This is a genomic window from Luteimonas deserti, from assembly GCF_013425765.1.
Classification (GTDB): Bacteria; Pseudomonadota; Gammaproteobacteria; order Xanthomonadales; family Xanthomonadaceae; genus Luteimonas; species Luteimonas deserti.
Window position 1 is genome coordinate 480705 of record NZ_JACCJZ010000017.1, and the last position, 15979, is coordinate 496683.

11 protein-coding genes and 1 pseudogene are annotated in these 15979 nt (G+C 68.0%); 4 read left to right on the top strand and 8 right to left on the bottom strand.

What is annotated here, in order from left to right:
- Positions 1-4: 4 nt before the first annotated feature.
- Complete coding sequence (locus H0E82_RS11340) at positions 5-1684, bottom strand: long-chain fatty acid--CoA ligase (RefSeq protein WP_180545549.1); 1680 nt, start codon at positions 1682-1684, stop codon at positions 5-7.
- A 154-nt stretch (positions 1685-1838) separates the two neighbouring features.
- Between H0E82_RS11340 and H0E82_RS11345 the strand changes: the two genes are divergently transcribed.
- Positions 1839-2330, top strand: coding sequence for a nuclear transport factor 2 family protein (locus H0E82_RS11345; protein WP_180545550.1), 492 nt, complete (start codon positions 1839-1841; stop codon positions 2328-2330).
- A 615-nt stretch (positions 2331-2945) separates the two neighbouring features.
- Here the strand turns inward: H0E82_RS11345 and acnA are convergent.
- Complete coding sequence (acnA, locus tag H0E82_RS11350; RefSeq protein ID WP_180545551.1) at positions 2946-5702, bottom strand: aconitate hydratase AcnA; 2757 nt, start codon at positions 5700-5702, stop codon at positions 2946-2948.
- Positions 5703-5959: 257 nt separating this feature from the next.
- Here acnA and H0E82_RS11355 point away from each other — a divergent pair, with 257 nt between their 5' ends.
- The 3 genes from H0E82_RS11355 to acnB are packed head-to-tail and all read left to right on the top strand — an operon-like array spanning position 5960 to position 9238.
- A complete protein-coding gene (locus tag H0E82_RS11355) occupies positions 5960-6208 on the top strand; it encodes an AbrB/MazE/SpoVT family DNA-binding domain-containing protein (protein WP_180545552.1) in 249 nt (82 codons plus the stop codon).
- Complete coding sequence (locus H0E82_RS11360; protein WP_180545553.1) at positions 6205-6606, top strand: type II toxin-antitoxin system VapC family toxin; 402 nt, start codon at positions 6205-6207, stop codon at positions 6604-6606. The genes H0E82_RS11355 and H0E82_RS11360 overlap by 4 nt, the downstream gene beginning before the upstream one ends.
- 40 nt (positions 6607-6646) lie before the next feature.
- A complete protein-coding gene (gene acnB, locus H0E82_RS11365) occupies positions 6647-9238 on the top strand; it encodes a bifunctional aconitate hydratase 2/2-methylisocitrate dehydratase (protein WP_180545554.1) in 2592 nt (863 codons plus the stop codon).
- A gap of 402 nt (positions 9239-9640) precedes the next feature.
- Here acnB and H0E82_RS11370 read toward each other — a convergent pair whose 3' ends face one another.
- The 6 genes and pseudogenes from H0E82_RS11370 to H0E82_RS16845 form a co-directional block, all read right to left on the bottom strand.
- Positions 9641-10699, bottom strand: a complete 1059-nt coding sequence (locus tag H0E82_RS11370) for a protein-glutamate methylesterase/protein-glutamine glutaminase (protein ID WP_180545555.1) — start codon at positions 10697-10699, stop codon at positions 9641-9643.
- Positions 10696-11295 carry a chemoreceptor glutamine deamidase CheD gene (gene cheD / locus H0E82_RS11375; protein WP_180545556.1) on the bottom strand — a complete coding sequence of 200 codons (600 nt, stop codon included), beginning with the start codon at positions 11293-11295 and terminating at the stop codon, positions 10696-10698. Before cheD ends, H0E82_RS11370 begins: the two co-directional genes overlap by 4 nt.
- Entirely contained in the window at positions 11292-12164 is an 873-nt protein-coding gene (locus H0E82_RS11380) for a CheR family methyltransferase (protein WP_180545557.1), read from the bottom strand. The genes cheD and H0E82_RS11380 overlap by 4 nt, the downstream gene beginning before the upstream one ends.
- Before the next feature lie 89 nt (positions 12165-12253).
- Complete coding sequence (locus H0E82_RS17015; protein WP_180545558.1) at positions 12254-14512, bottom strand: methyl-accepting chemotaxis protein; 2259 nt, start codon at positions 14510-14512, stop codon at positions 12254-12256.
- A gap of 84 nt (positions 14513-14596) precedes the next feature.
- Positions 14597-15715, bottom strand: coding sequence for a carbohydrate porin (locus H0E82_RS11390; protein ID WP_180545559.1), 1119 nt, complete (start codon positions 15713-15715; stop codon positions 14597-14599).
- A gap of 75 nt (positions 15716-15790) precedes the next feature.
- Positions 15791-15979: pseudogene (locus tag H0E82_RS16845) on the bottom strand (methyl-accepting chemotaxis protein); the annotation flags it as partial.

Below are 15979 nucleotides of genomic sequence, written 5' to 3' on the forward strand. Positions count from 1 at the left end.
TCCGTCACGCTTTCGCCGGTTCATCTCGCAGTTCGCGGCGCAGGATCTTGCCGACATTGGTCTTCGGCAGCTCGTCGCGGAACTCGACGACACGGGGATGCTTGTAGCCCGTCAGGTTCTCGCGTGCATGCGCCTTGACCTGCTCGGCGGTCAGCGTCGGATCCTTGCGCACGATCACCACCTTGACCGCCTCGCCCGACTTCTCGTCCGGCACGCCGATCGCCGCGACCTCGAGCACCCCCGGCATCATCGCGATCACATCCTCGACCTCGTTGGGATACACGTTGAACCCCGAGACCAGGATCATGTCCTTCTTGCGGTCGACGATGTAGAAGTACCCGTCCGGATCCATCTTCGCCATGTCGCCGGTGTGCAGCCACCCGTCGGCATCGATGGCCTGCGCGGTGTCTTCCGGACGCTGCCAGTAGCCCTTCATCACCTGCGGGCCGCGGATGCACAGCTCGCCGACCTCGCCCTGCGGCATCATCGCGCCGTTCTCGTCCTTGATGCAGGCGTCGGTCGACGGCACCGGCAGCCCGATCGCACCGTTGTACTCGGCGAGCGTCATCGGATTGATGCATGCCGCAGGCGACGTCTCGGTCAGGCCGTAGGCTTCCACGAGTGTCGTCCCCGTGGTCTGCTTCCAGCGTTCGGCAACAGCGCGCTGCACCGCCATGCCGCCGCCCAGGGTCAGGTGCAGGCGGGAGAAATCGACCTGGTCGAAACCGGGCGTGTTGAGCAGCCCGTTGAACAGCGTATTGACGCCGGTAATCGCCGTCATGCGGATTCCCTTGAGCTCCTTGACGAAGCCGGGCATGTCGCGCGGATTGGTGATCAGGTGGTTGTGGCCGCCGAACTTCATGAAGACCAGGCAGTTCGCCGTCAGCGCGAAGATGTGGTACAGCGGCAGCGCGGTGACGATGAGCTCCTCGCCCATCTTGGCGTTCGTGCCGATCCAGGCCGAGGCCTGCTGCATGTTGGCCACCATGTTGCGGTGGGTCAGCATCGCGCCCTTGGCCACGCCCGTGGTGCCGCCGGTGTACTGCAGGAACGCGATGTCGTCCAGCGTGATCGAAACCGCAGGCAAGCTGTGCTTGCTGCCGCGGGCGATCGCGTCACGGAAGCGGATGGCGCCGTGGATGGTGTAGTCGGGCACCATCTTCTTGACGTGCTTGAGCACGAAATTGACGATCGGACCCTTGGGAAACCCCAGCAGATCGCCGAGCCCGGTCGTGATCACCTGCTTGACCTGGGTGTCGGCGAGCACGTCCTGCACGACCTTGCCGAAGTTGTCGAGCACCAGGATCGCCGCCGCGCCCGAATCCACGAGCTGATGGCGCAACTCGCGCGGCGTGTACATCGGATTGGTGTTGACGACCGTCAGGCCTGCGCGCAGGACGCCGAAGATCGCGATCGGATACTGCAGGCAGTTGGGCATCATGATCGCGACGCGATCGCCCTTCTTGAGTTTCAGGTCGCCGAGGAGATAGGCGGCGAAATCGCGGCTGCGCGCATCGAGCTCCGCGTACGTGATGGTCCCGCCCATGTTGGAGAACGCGGGGCGATCACTGAAGCGGGCGATCGCTTCCTCGAGGACGCCCGGAACCGAGCTGAACTCTTCGGGATCGATGGTCGCGGGCACGCCCGCAGGATAGTTCGCCAGCCACGGACGCTGTTCGGTCATGCAATCCTCTCCCGGAGATTGAAGGTCGTCACTCGATGCGGTGGCCGTACCTGTGCAATTCATTCGATTGGAGCATAGGGCCCTAGACGTGGCAAGGCGCCTGCACACGTCTGGCGCAGCGGATAATGCGCATCGAACGAGCGGAGATCGGACCATGACCAACGCGCGCTACGCCCCGCCATCGATCCCGCGCATCGCACGCCGCGTACTGGCTGCCGGTCGCATCGGAATCTGCGTCATCGCCCTGCTGGCCGCGGTGGGCTGTGCGCGGACTCCGCCGGAGACCGCCTTGCGAAACACGATTGCCGCACTGCAGCAGAATCTGGAGGCGCGCGATACCGGCGCCGTCCATGCCGTGTTCGACGACGACTTCGTCGGCCCCGACGGCATGGACCGGCGTGCCGCACGCCATCTCGCCACCGCGCTGCTGCTGCGTCATCGCCAGGTGGGCCTGACGCCGGGGCCGCTGGATGTCCAGCTCCAGGGCGACGACCGTGCCCGTGTGCGTACGACGGTCGCCGTCACCGGCGGATCCGGAGCGCTGCTGCCCGAACGCGCAGGCGCCTACCGGATCGACAGTGCCTGGCGGCGCCGCGGCGACGACTGGACGTTGCTGTCGCTGCAGTGGGAGGCGGTCGGCGACTGAGCGAAGCCTCTGTGCCGGTGAGTCGGCGCACTCGTCCAGATTTCGCGGTGAACAGGGGACTCGCGCGCGCACGGCGCCGGTGCCGCTCCGGTGGCCGGGCCCGGCCGGCGCGAGACCTTGGATGCTCGGTAGGCAGTGTCCACTTGGTCTGCCCAGAGCGCATTGGATGAAGCCTTCGGCGGTGCGGCAGCGCTTGCGTGAAAAGATGTACGGGCCGCGTGCGCGCGTGCATCGACCCGGACATCGCGACACGCGAGCGGGGCAGCCGGCAATGGAGTCCGCATCGGAACCGCCGCGGCGCCGCGGTGCTGGGCTGGACGCGTGGCCGGGGAGTGATTGGGCCGGTGGCGCGGCATCCTCCGCCAGGCAGGTGCATTGGCCTTCATCCGCCAGGCGACGGCGCGAAATGCACCATGTCGCGGAGAGCCGCGACGCATTCGGGATTGGCGGCGCGCTGCGGCCGCACGTCTTGTTGTCCGGCCTCGCTACCGTACTGCGGACGTGGTCCGCGGTGAAAACCGCGCGCCGGCGTGCGCACGACGCTTCGCAAAGGATGCCGGCAGACACCTGGCGCCGACCACGGCGCCAGGGATCGCCAGTTGCGGCGACGTGCCTCTACGTCCTCGCTGCGAGCTGGCGCAGCACGTAGTGCAGCAGACCGCCATGGCGGAAGTACTCGACTTCCTTCGGTGTCAGCAGCATCACATCGACATCGAAGTGCATCGTGCTGCCGTCGGTGCGCGTCGCCGTGATCCGTGCAGTCCGGGCCTTTCCGTCGTCGAGACCGCTGATGTCGATGGTCTCCGAGCCGTCCAGACCCAGGGATTGCGCGCTTTCGCCCTCGCGGAACTGGCACGGCAGCACGCCCATGCCGACGAGGTTGGAGCGGTGGATACGCTCGAAGCTCTCCGCGATCACCGCGCGGATGCCGAGCAGGTTGGTGCCCTTGGCCGCCCAGTCTCGGGAAGAACCGGTGCCGTATTCCTTGCCGGCGAACACCACCAGTGGCACGCCGTCGGCCTTGTACTGCATCGCCGCGTCGTAGATCGGCAGCTTCTGCGGCTCGCCGTCGCCGAAATACAGCGTATTGCCGCCTTCCTCGCCGCCGAAGAACAGGTTCTTGATGCGGATGTTGGCGAACGTGCCCCGGACCATGACGTCGTCGTTGCCGCGGCGCGAGCCGTAGCTGTTGAAGTCCGCCGGCTGCACGCCGCGTTCCTGCAGGAACCGTCCCGCGGGCGAATCGCTTTTGATGTTGCCGGCAGGCGAGATGTGGTCGGTGGTGATCGAATCGCCGAAGAGGCCCATCACCCGCGCACCGCGGATGTCTTCGATGCGCCCGACCTCCATCGTCATGCCGTCGAAGTAGGGCGGGTTCTTGATGTAGGTCGAGGCCTCGTCCCACTCGTAGAGATCGCCATCGGGCGATTCGATGGTGTTCCAGCGCGTATCGCCCTTGAACACGTCCGCGTAATTCTTGGCGAACATCTCCGGCCCGATGGTCCTGGCAATGAAGTCGCCGATTTCCTTGTTGGTCGGCCAGATGTCGCGCAGGTAGACCGGATTGCCATCATGGTCCTTGCCGAGCGGATCCCGGGTCAGGTCGATGTCGACGGTGCCGGCGATCGCATAGGCCACGACCAGCGGAGGCGACGCGAGGTAGTTCATCTTGACCTCGCCGTGGATACGCCCCTCGAAATTGCGGTTGCCCGACAGCACCGACGCCACCGCAAGGTCGTTCCGGGCGATACCCTGCGAGACCGCCTCCGGCAGTGGGCCGGAGTTGCCGATGCAGGTCGTGCAGCCGTAGCCGACGACGTAGAAGCCGAGCTTCTCGAGATCGTCCATCACTCCGGCCTTCTCGAGATAGTCGGTGACCACGAGCGAGCCCGGCCCGAGCGAGGTCTTGACCCAGGGCGCCGCCCTGAGACCCTTGGCCGCCGCATTGCGCGCCAGCAGGCCGGCGCCGAGCATCACCGCGGGGTTGGAGGTATTGGTGCACGAGGTGATCGCGGCGATGACCACCGACCCGTCGGTGAGCTCGTGTTCCCCGTCCTCCAGCGTGATCGTCGAGACGGGGCGTGCAGCGAGGCGGTCGGCCTGCGGCTGTCCGCCGCCTTCCTTCTCGAAACGATCGACCTGGGGATCACCCGTGCCAGCCTTGTCGCGCTTGGCGACCAGCGGGCCGACGTTGTCACGGAAGTTCTGCTGCACGTGCTCGAGCAGGACGCGGTCCTGCGGACGCTTCGGTCCCGCGAGCGACGGCCGCACCTCGGCCATGTCCAGCTCGAGCACGCTGCTGTACTCGGCCTGCGGCGCGCCGGGCTCGTGCCAGAGCTGCTGGGCCCTGGCGTAGGCTTCCACCAGCGCGATCTGCTCTTCGCTGCGGCCCGAAAGCCGCAGGTAGTTCAGCGACTCGGCATCGACCGGGAAGATGCCACAGGTGGCGCCGTACTCCGGTGCCATGTTGCCGATGGTGGCGCGGTCGGCGAGCGGCAGGTGCTGGAGGCCGTCACCGAAGAACTCAACGAACTTGCCCACCACGCCGTGCTTGCGCAGCATCTCGGTCACCGTCAGCACCAGGTCGGTCGCGGTCGCGCCCTCCGGCATCCGGCCCTTCAGCTTGAAACCCACCACCTGCGGAATCAGCATCGACGAGGGCTGCCCGAGCATCGCCGCTTCGGCTTCGATACCGCCGACGCCCCAGCCCAGCACGCCGATTCCGTTGATCATCGTGGTGTGGGAATCGGTGCCGAACACCGTATCCGGATAGGCCCAGGCGCGGCCGTCCCGGTCCGCGGTCATCACCACGCGCGCCAGATGCTCCAGGTTCACCTGGTGGACGATGCCGGTGTTGGGCGGCACCACCTTGAAGTTGTCGAACGCCTTCTGGCCCCAGCGCAGGAAGCCGTAGCGCTCCTTGTTGCGCTCGAACTCGATCTTGCCGTTGAGATCCAGCGCATCGCGGCGGCCGAAGACATCGACCTGCACGGAATGATCGATGACGAGTTCCGAGGGGATCAGCGGATTGATCTGCTCCGGCCGCCCGCCGAGACGGACGACCGCGTCGCGCATCGCGGCCAGATCCACGACACAAGGCACGCCGGTGAAATCCTGCAGCACGACGCGCGCAGGCATGAAGGCGATTTCCACGTCCGGTTGGGCGCGCGGGTCCCAGGTCGCGAGCGCTTCGATGTGCCGCGCGGTCACGGTCTCGCCGTCCTCGTGGCGCAGCAGGTTCTCGAGCAGGATCTTGAGCGAATAGGGCAGGCGCGCGATGTCGAAGCGGCGCCCCAGTGCCGGCAGGCTGGCGTAGGCCAGGGTGCGGCCCCCGACGTCGAGCTCGGCGTGGGTGGAGAAGGTATCGGTCATGCGTGGGCTCCTGTCGCAGATGGCTGGCAGTGTCGGCTGGCGGGCGGGGTGCGACCCGGACGCCGGCGCCACCGCGTGATCGCCGCAGTGTAGGCCGCGGCTCGTGGCGACCATGTCATCACATCCGATTGACAGTCCGGAGCGAGGCCCCACGGCGGCCGGAACCGGGGACGCGGCCCAAAGCCCGGAACCGCGAACTGTCGAGGTATGCAAACACAAGTATGTATAATCTGCACATACCTTGCGGGAGTGCCTCGATGGAAGCAACCGTTGCCGAACGCGGCCAGATCACGCTGCCCAAGGCCGTGCGCGATGCGCTGGGCCTGAGCAAGGGAACGATTCTCAAGGTCGAGCTCGAGGGCAGCCGGATCGTCTTGCGCAAGAGCGTCGACGATGCGGTCTCGCGCGCGCGTGGACGGTTCCGGCTCGAAGGTTTCGCGTCCACCGAGGATGCGATGCGCGCGGTACGCGGCCAGTCCGCCGACGACCCGGACGCCGGCAGATGATCGCGGTCGATGCGCCGGTCCTCGTCGATCTGCTCGCGGACGGACCGCATGCGGACGCGACGGAAGCCTGCCTGCGCCAGCACCTGAGTGCCGGTCCGGTGGTCGTCTGCGACGTGGCGCTGGCGGAGATCTGCGGCGCGCTGCACGACGGTGCCGACACGATGGCCGTGCTCGAGGACATGGGCGTGCGCTTCTCCGCGATCGAGGCCAAGGCCGCCCTGCGCGCGGGCGAGATGCAGCGCCGGTCCTGGCAGCGCGGCGACGTCGCCGGCCGCCCTTCGCGGGATTTCCTGGTCGGGGCCCATGCGCTGCTGCAGTGCAACGGCCTGATCACGCGGGACGACGCGTTCTTCCGCACTTATTTCAAGGGTCTCAAGCTGATCGTACCGTCGGCCTGAGACCGGTTATCCCGGTACCGCACGAATCTGGAGTTGTCGCATGTTGGAAGCCTACCGCCACCACGTTGCCGAGCGCGCCGCGCTGGGAATCCCGCCGCTGCCGCTCGATGCGCGGCAGACCGCCGACGTCATCGAGCTGTTGAAGAATCCGCCGGCCGGTGAAGCGGAGTTCCTGCTCGACCTGCTGACCCACCGCGTGCCGGCCGGCGTCGACGACGCCGCCAAGGTCAAGGCCTCGTACCTGGCCGCGATCGCGTTCGGTACCGAGTCGAACCCGCTGATCAGCCGCGCGCGCGCCACCGAACTGCTGGGCACGATGCTCGGCGGCTACAACGTGCAGCCGCTGGTCGACCTGCTCGACGACGCCGACGTCGGCGCGATCGCCGCCGAGGGCCTGAAGCACACGCTGCTGGTGTTCGATGCGTTCCACGACGTCGAGGCGAAGTCCAGGGCGGGCAATGCGCATGCCCGCGCCGTGATCCAGAGCTGGGCCGACGCCGAGTGGTTCACCAGCAAGCCCGAAGTGCCGGCGTCGATGACGCTGACGGTGTTCAAGGTGCCGGGCGAGACCAACACCGACGACCTGTCGCCGGCGCCCGATGCGACCACGCGTCCGGACATCCCGCTGCACGCGCTGGCGATGCTGAAGAACGCGCGCGAGGGCGCGCCGTTCGTGCCTGAAGAGGACGGCAAGCGAGGCCCGATCCAGGCCATCCGCGATCTCAAGGACAAGGGCCACCTGGTCGCCTACGTCGGCGACGTCGTCGGCACCGGCTCGTCGCGCAAGTCGGCGACCAACAGCGTGCTGTGGTGGACCGGCGAGGACATTCCGTTCATTCCGAACAAGCGCTTCGGCGGCGTGTGCCTGGGTTCGAAGATCGCGCCGATCTTCTACAACACGATGGAGGACGCCGGCGCGCTGCCGATCGAGCTCGACGTCTCGCAGATGGAGCAGGGCGATGTCATCGAATTGCGTCCCTACGACGGCAAGGCGCTGAAGAACGGCACCGTCATCGCCGAGTTCCAGGTCAAGTCCGACGTGCTGTTCGACGAAGTGCGCGCCGGCGGCCGCATTCCGCTGATCGTCGGCCGCGGCCTGACCGCGAAGGCGCGCGAGTCGCTGGGCCTGCCGACGCTGGACCTGTTCCGCCTGCCACAGGTGCCGGCCGATACCGGCAAGGGCTTCTCGCTGGCGCAGAAGATGGTGGGCCGCGCGATCGGTCTGCCGGAAGGCCAGGGCGTGCGCCCGGGCACCTACTGTGAGCCGAAGATGACCTCGGTGGGTTCGCAGGACACCACCGGTCCGATGACCCGCGACGAGCTCAAGGACCTCGCGTGCCTGGGCTTCAGCGCGGACCTCGTGATGCAGTCGTTCTGCCACACCGCGGCGTACCCGAAGCCGGTCGACGTCAAGACCCATCACACGCTGCCGGAGTTCATCTCGACGCGCGGCGGCATCTCGCTGCGTCCCGGCGACGGCGTGATCCACAGCTGGCTCAACCGCATGCTGCTGCCCGACACCGTCGGCACCGGCGGCGATTCGCACACGCGCTTCCCGGTGGGTATCTCGTTCCCGGCAGGCTCGGGTCTGGTGGCGTTCGCGGCCGCGACCGGCGTGATGCCGCTCGACATGCCGGAGTCGGTGCTGGTCCGCTTCAAGGGCAAGCTGCAGCCCGGCGTGACCCTGCGAGACCTGGTCAACGCGATCCCGCTGTATGCGATCAAGCAGGGCCTGCTGACCGTGGCCAAGCAAGGCAAGAAGAACATCTTCTCCGGCCGCATCCTCGAGATCGAAGGCCTGCCGGATCTGAAGGTCGAGCAGGCCTTCGAGCTGTCCGACGCCTCGGCCGAGCGCTCGGCGGCCGGCTGCACCGTGCACCTCGACAAGGCGCCGATCATCGAATACATCACCAGCAACATCACGCTGCTGAAGTGGATGATTTCCGAAGGGTATGCGGACCCGCGTTCGCTGGCCCGTCGCATCGAGAAGATGGAAGCCTGGCTGGCTGATCCGCAGCTTCTCAAAGGCGACGCCGACGCCGAGTATGCGGCCGTCATCGAGATCGATCTCGCCGACGTGCACGAGCCCATCGTCGCGTGCCCGAATGATCCGGACGACGTCAAGACGCTGTCGGAGGTTTCCGGCGCGGTCATCGATGAAGTCTTCATCGGCTCGTGCATGACCAACATCGGCCACTTCCGCGCCGCGTCGAAGCTGCTGGAAGGCAAGCGCGACATTCCGACCAAGCTGTGGGTCGCGCCGCCGACCAAGATGGATGCCGCCGAGCTCACCAAGGAAGGCCACTACGGCACCTTCGGCACCGCCGGCGCGCGCATGGAAATGCCGGGTTGTTCGCTGTGCATGGGCAACCAGGCGCAGGTGAAGGAAGGCGCGACGGTGTTCTCGACGTCCACGCGCAACTTCCCCAACCGCCTGGGCCGCAACTCGAACGTGTACCTGGGCTCGGCCGAACTCGCGGCGATCTGCTCGCGCCTCGGCCGCATTCCGACCAAGGCCGAATACATGGCCGATGTCGGCGTGCTGGATGCGTCGGCCGGGGAGATCTACCGGTACATGAACTTCGACCAGATCGAGGAGTACCGGAGCGTCGCCGAGGCCGACGCCGCCTGAGGGCCTGGACCATCCCGGTGCGCGTCGATTGACGCGCGCCGGATGCCGGCAGCGAGGTTTCCGGATCCGCCGCGCCGGCTGAAGGCGGGCGTCGGGCGCGCGCCTTCGACGGCATCCGCGCTTCGGCCGGATGCCGTTTCCGTTCTTGCTGCGAACGCGTGCGCCGGCGGCGTGTCGGGCGGCAGTGACGACGCGTGCCGCTCCGGGACAGGGAGCATGTCGCGGCGTTCACGGTGGATTGCCGGATTCGCTCCCTTGAACACGCGAGCATCCCGGAACCCTGGTGCAAGGCGACCGGCGATGCGAACGACCGTGCATCGCGCGCGGGTGCATGCGCATGCCCGTTCGACCCACGGTCACGAGCGCCCAACGGGCCCGCGTGCCGCGCGAGCGGCTTTCCGCTCAGCCTTGCGCGAGTGCCAGCAGCCGGTCGGCGATGGCCTCGAGAGGCAGGATTTCCTGCGCTGCGCCGAGCTTCACCGCGGCGCCCGGCATGCCCCAGACGACGCTCGTGGCTTCGTCCTGCACCAGCGTGGGCGCGCCGGCCTGGCGCAGTTCGAGCAGCCCCCGTGCACCGTCGTCGCCCATGCCGGTCAGGATGGCCGCGACCGCATTGGCGCCCGCGCTCTGGGCGACCGAACGGAAGAGCACGTCGACCGCAGGACGATGGCGGTTCACCGGTGGGCCGGGATCGAGCTTGCAGCGCCAACGTGCACCGTCGCGTATCACCCGCAGATGGTGGTCGCCGGGCGGCAGGTAGGCATGTCCGGGCAGGATCATCTCGCCGTCGCGGGCCTCGCGCACCAGCATCTGCGAGTGGCGGTCCAGACGTTCGGCGAACGGCCGGCTGAAACTCGCCGGGATGTGCTGGGTCAGCACGATCGCCGGCGCATCCGGTGGCATCCGTTCGAGCACCACGCGCAGGGCTTCGGTGCCGCCGGCCGATGCACCGATCGCGATCAGGCGGTCGGTGGTGCGGAAGCGGGTGGCCACGGCGGGCGCCGAGGACGCCTCGAGCCTCACCAGCGGTTGCTGCACGGTCGCCGCGGGAGCACGCACGCGGGCCCCGGCCGCCGCCTTGACCTTGGCGCGGATCTCATCGGCGTAGTCCGCCAGACCCTGGGCCAGACCGGCCTTCGGCTTGGTGACGAAATCCACCGCGCCCAGTGCCATGGCCTGCAGGGTGATGTCGGCGCCGCGCTCGGTCAGCGAGGACACCATGACCACCGGCATCGGCCGCAGGCGCATGAGGTTCTCGAGGAACGCCAGACCGTCCATGCGCGGCATTTCGACGTCGAGAGTCAGCACGTCCGGATTGAGGCGCTTGATCTTCTCGCGTGCCAGCAGCGGGTCGGCGGCGCTGCCGACCACCTCGATCTCCGGATCCTGGGCGAGCAGTTCGGTCAGCAGCTGGCGCACCACGGCGGAGTCGTCGACGACGAGGACACGACAGCGCTTCATTCGAACAGCTCCACGCCGCCGCTGACGGGCGTGCGCGACAGGCGTGCGCGCACCGCGGTTTCGGCCGCGACCACTTCCGCCTCGTGGGCGTGCGGCAGGCGGTTGACCATCACCCGCCCGCTGTCGGGGAAGAACCACACCTTGCGCGGGTGGATGCCGCGCAGGTCCTCGGCGACCACCGGGATCTGCTCGGCCGCGAGATAGGCCAGCACGAACTCCGCATTGCGGGTGCCGACCGGGTTCGAGGTGAAACCCTTGAGTACATTGGCCCCGCCGAAGACCTTGGCTTCGAGGCGCCGACGGCTGGCACCGCGCTTGAGCAGCTCGTTGATGAGCATTTCCATCGCATAGCTGCCGTAGCGGGCCGGCGCGCCGTCGCCGACATTGCCGTCGGGCAGCATGAAGTGGTTCATGCCGCCCAGCTGCAGTACCGGATCGCGCACGCAGGCCGCGATGCAGGAGCCGAGCACGGTGACCAGCGCGGTGCCGTCGTCGACCACAAGATACTGGGTGGGCAGCAGCTTGGCGGCGGGCACCTTGAAGTGGGCATCGCGGTAACGCAGGACGTCGTCGTCGCGGAGGGCGGCGCGGCTCATGCGGCATCCGCCTCGAAGTTGCGACGGTACAGCGTGCGGCCGCAGGGACGGATCAGGTCCGATGCGTGCAGGTAGTTCTCGGAGTGCCCCGTATAGAGCAGGCTCGCAGCGTCCATGTGCGTGACCAGGCGGGAGAGGATTCCGCGTTGCGTGGGCTTGTCGAAATAGATCATCACGTTGCGGCAGAACACCGCGGCGTAGGGCCCCCCGATGTCGTAGCGCGGGCTGAGCAGGTTGAGCGGGCGGAAATCGATGAGCGCCTGCAGCGCCGGATGCACGCGGCAATGGCCTTCGTTCGGTCCGGTGCCACGCTGGAAGAACCGCCGCTTGCGCTCCGGGGACAGACCGGAGACGCGCTCCACCGGATACACCCCGCGCTGCGCCGTGGCCAGCACCTGGGTATCGATATCGGTGGCCAGGATGCGCACCGGCGGCGTCAGCGTGCCGAAGGCCTCGCAGGCGGTGATCGCGATCGAATAAGGCTCCTCGCCGGTGGACGCGGCACAGGACCAGAGCGCAAGCGGTGCGCGTGGCGTCGCGCCGGACTGGCCGAGCTGTTCGAGCAGATGCTCGAAATGGTGCGGCTCGCGGAAGAAGGCGGTGAGGTTCGTGGTCAGGGCGTTGGTGAACGCCTGCCACTCCGCACCGTCGCCGTTGCGCTCGAGCTGGTCGAGGTAGGTGCCGAACTCGGTGAGGCCGAGCGCGCGGAGGCGGCGTGACAGGCGCCCGTAGACCATGTCGCGTTTGCTGTCGACCAGGGCGATGCCGGCGCGGTCGCGGATCAGCTGGCAGACGCGACGGAAATCCCGCTCCGAGAACACGAAGTCACGGTTGCCGACGGGCGAGTGGGGCAGTGAGGTCGCAGCCATGCGCAATGCTCGAACAGGGGTCTTATGGCGATATCGACTGCGGCCGCCGGAAGTTGACGGCCGGAGCTGTGCGGATGCGGCGCGGGACCTCAGAACTCCGCCCAATCCGTCTCGGCCACGGCCAGTGCCGGCTTGGTGCTGGCGGGCTGGCGCGCGGGCGCCGCGGCCCGGCGTGTCGCGCCAGCTCTGGCTGCCGGTGCGGGCGCCGCAGGCACGGACTTGCGCACGATGGGGGCGACGACCGTAGCGGCGGGCACGGCGTCGATGCGGAACACGGCAACGGTCCGCGAGAGCGCAGTGGCCTGTTCTTCCATCGAGCGGGCAGCGGCGGACGCCTCTTCCACCAGTGCGGCGTTCTGCTGCGTGGTCTCGTCCATCTGGGTGATCGTGTGGTTGACCTGTTCGATGCCCGAGGCCTGTTCCTGCGAGGCCGCGGCGATCTCGGACATGATGTCGGTGACGCGCTGCACCGAGGTCACGATCTCGCCCATGGTCTTGCCGGCCTGCGCGGCGAGCGCCGCACCGTCGGATACCTTGCCGGTCGAATCGTCGATCAGGCCCTTGATCTCCTTGGCTGCTGCCGCGCTGCGCTGGGCCAGGGTGCGCACCTCGCTGGCCACGACCGCGAAGCCGCGGCCCTGCTCGCCGGCACGCGCCGCCTCCACCGCCGCGTTGAGCGCGAGGATGTTGGTCTGGAAGGCGATGCCGTCGATGACCGAGATGATGTCGGCGATCTTGCGCGAGGACTGCTCGATGTCACTCATGGTCTGCACGACCTGGCCGACGACGTCGCCACCCTGCGAGGCGACCGAGGCCGCGCCGATCGCCAGCTGGTTGGCCTGGCGGGCGTGATCGGCGTTCTGGCGCACGGTGGAGGTCAGTTCCTCCATCGAGGCCGCGGTCTCCTCGAGGTTCGCCGCCTGCTGCTCGGTCCGGCGCGAGAGGTCGTCGTTGCCCGAGGCGATCTCGCTGGCACCGGTATTGATCGCGCCCGACGCCCGCTGGATGCCCCGCACAATGTCCGCGAGCTGCGCTGCGGTGCCGTTGGCGTCGCTGGCGAGCTTGCCGAAGGCGCCCTGGTACTCGCGTTCCACGCGCTGCGTCAGGTCGCCGCTGGCGAGCGCGCCCATGATCCGGCCCACGTCGCCGATGCCGGCGTCCGCTTCCTGCATCAGGCGGTTCAGCGCGGCCACCATGTCGCGGAATGCGAACTGGTACGCGGTCTCGTCGCCGCGCTCGCTGAAGTCGCCGCGGGCGGCCGCATCGGCCAGAACGGTGATCTGGGAGTTGACCGCTTCCAGGTTGCGCTTGGTCGTGCGCATCGCTTCGGTGATCGTGGCCTTCTCACCCGGCAGCTCGCGCATGTCGCGCGTGAGATCGCCGATCGCGTAGCGCTGCGACAGCTCCGCCATTTCGGTCATGACGACGATGTGCGAGTCGACCAGGGCATTGGTGGTGGCGGCCATATCGGCATAACTGCCCTGGAAACCCGCGACGTCGATGCGATGGCTGATCACGCCGGCGTCGTGGCGCTGGCCCATCGTCAGCTGGGCCTCCGAGTAGTCTCGCAGGGTGGATTGCATCCGCTGCATGCTGGCCAGCAGTCGGCCCGTCTCGTCGCCAGCGCTCGCGTCGATGGTGTTGTCGAAGCGTCCGCCTGCGATCGCGTCGGCGATTCCGGTTGCGGTCGACAGGGGGCTCGTGAGGCTGCGGGTGATGGTCCAGGCCAGGAGCACACTGAGCGCGATCACCAGCACACCGGCGCCGATCATCAGGCGACGCCCGCTCGCAGCCACCTGCACCGCACGTGCATAGGCCTGTTCGGTCAGCATCTGCTGGCGTTCGAGGTTCTCTCGGATCGCTTCCTGTGCGGCGTTCATCGCGGCCATGCCGTCGCCGAGCAGGACCGCCTCGGCGGCCGCGTCATCGGTTTGAGTCAGAAGCAGGATCTGCTCGTTGACGGCCACGGCTGCTGCGGTGCGCTCGTCGATACGCTGGCGGATGGCGCGCGCCGCTTCGGAGGCCGGCAAGGCCTCGAGCGTGGCTCGCGCCTCCGCGAAGCGTGCGCGCTGGGTTTCGACCATCTGCGATGCCGTCGCGTTGTCAGCTTCGTTGTTGGCCAGCACGGCATTGCGCAGCGCCACCTCGGTTTCGAGATTGGTTTCCAGCATCGTCTGGGACAGCCGGAGCTTCGCCACGTTCTCGTTGACGATGGTGTCGATTTCCTTGTCCGTGTGATGCAGCGACCAGAGTCCCATGCCGACGAGCACGACCGACAGGACGACGAGCAGGCCGAATGCGGCCGCGAGGCGCGGACCGACGTTGTAGCGCTGGAGAATGGTGTTCATGGAGTGCCCGGGGCGTGTGGCAGAGGACTGTGACAATTTGGATATCGGCCCGCGTGGGAGGGGCTTGACGACCGTTCGTCGGCGCTAGAGGGCAAGCTCGACCCGCAGACCGAACACGGTCAGCGAACGTGCGCCCGGGCCGGTCTGGCGGATGCGCTGGAGGTTCGGCATCAGGGTGAGCCAGGGGCCGATCACGGCGCTGTAATTGAGCTCGACCGGGTATTCGGCGTGGACGGCGGCGTCGGCCTGCTCGCCGCGCAGCAGCCGTCCGTTGACCTGCGTCCGTCCCACCGCCAGCGCGAGCCGGTCATCCGGCCGGGCGGCGAATGGCGCGTCCAGCCAGACGCCGATCGCGTCGAGGCGATCCACCGCATTGGTGTAGGCATCCGCGCGCACGATGTTGAGGAAGCCGTGCAGCGTGGCACCGGACGGCAAGCGGGCCAGCGTCCGCTCGATGCTCAGATACGAGCCCGTCTCGTGGTGCCGCATGGCGGGCGCGGCATCCACGTCGGCTCCGGACAGCAGCGCGTATGCGCTGCTGTCGTGCCAGGTGCCGAGGCGCCAGCGGCCACGCGCGCCGTCGGACCGCTCGATCTCGCCGATCACGAGCGTGCCGGTGCTCCCCCCGGACGACTCCAGACGCAGTCCGGCGCCGGATGCCGCATGGCCTGGATTGACGTCGTAGGCGCCGAGCTTGAGCTGCACTGCCGGGGTCGCATCCAAGGCCAGCACCGCGCCGTACTGGCTGACCGGGTCGGCGAACCAGCCATTGGTGACATTGCCCGGCGCACCGCCACAGAAGCTCATGTGCTGGTAATGGCAGGAGAACGCGAGAAAATCCGCATTGGGGTACAGCCGTCCCGCGGTGACCGTGAGCGGGACGGCCTGGAACGCATGGCGATACGAGAGCCGGGTCAGGCGGGTCACGTCGCCGGCGCCGTAGACCGACTGCACCTGCTGGAGCAGCGGAAGCGCCAGTTCCTGCTCCAGCGCGGTGCCGGTGCGGTGGGTGAGCTCGATCACGAACTGTCCACCGCCCCAGCCCAGGCGCTGCGAATCGAGGCCCGCCGACAGGTGGAACTGGTCCGCGTACGCGTCACCTGCGGGCTGCGCGCCGACGCTGCGTGCATATTCGCCCGTGTAGGCGAAGGCCACGTACGCATCCTCAGCCGCGAACGCGGGTGCGCCCGCGAGAGCGGTCAAGAGAGCGATCCAGCGGGTCCGTGTCGAGGCGCGCATGTCGTCAAGGAAATCGAAGTGGCGTGGGCGACCGGCGGATCAGGCGGGCAGGGCGACCGGGGCCCGTGAAGCGGCCTTGATCCGTCCGAGTGCAGCGGCGGTCGCGCTGTCGTGCATCGCGGCGTCTCCAAGCCGGAACACGGACACCGTCTGCGACAGGGCCGCGGCCTGGTCCTGCATGGCGCGGGCGGCCGCCGTGGCTTCCTCCACCAGCGCGGCGTTCTGCTG

What these genes read in the sequence shown, in the direction of transcription:
- H0E82_RS11340 (WP_180545549.1), bottom strand. Translation starts at nt 1,684, where the DNA reads ATGACCGAACAGCGTCCGTGGCTGGCGAACTATCCTGCGGGCGTGCCC.
- H0E82_RS11345 (WP_180545550.1), top strand. Translation starts at nt 1,839, where the DNA reads ATGACCAACGCGCGCTACGCCCCGCCATCGATCCCGCGCATCGCACGC.
- acnA (WP_180545551.1), bottom strand. Translation starts at nt 5,702, where the DNA reads ATGACCGATACCTTCTCCACCCACGCCGAGCTCGACGTCGGGGGCCGC.
- H0E82_RS11355 (WP_180545552.1), top strand. Translation starts at nt 5,960, where the DNA reads ATGGAAGCAACCGTTGCCGAACGCGGCCAGATCACGCTGCCCAAGGCC.
- H0E82_RS11360 (WP_180545553.1), top strand. Translation starts at nt 6,205, where the DNA reads ATGATCGCGGTCGATGCGCCGGTCCTCGTCGATCTGCTCGCGGACGGA.
- acnB (WP_180545554.1), top strand. Translation starts at nt 6,647, where the DNA reads ATGTTGGAAGCCTACCGCCACCACGTTGCCGAGCGCGCCGCGCTGGGA.
- H0E82_RS11370 (WP_180545555.1), bottom strand. Translation starts at nt 10,699, where the DNA reads ATGAAGCGCTGTCGTGTCCTCGTCGTCGACGACTCCGCCGTGGTGCGC.
- cheD (WP_180545556.1), bottom strand. Translation starts at nt 11,295, where the DNA reads ATGAGCCGCGCCGCCCTCCGCGACGACGACGTCCTGCGTTACCGCGAT.
- H0E82_RS11380 (WP_180545557.1), bottom strand. Translation starts at nt 12,164, where the DNA reads ATGGCTGCGACCTCACTGCCCCACTCGCCCGTCGGCAACCGTGACTTC.
- H0E82_RS17015 (WP_180545558.1), bottom strand. Translation starts at nt 14,512, where the DNA reads ATGAACACCATTCTCCAGCGCTACAACGTCGGTCCGCGCCTCGCGGCC.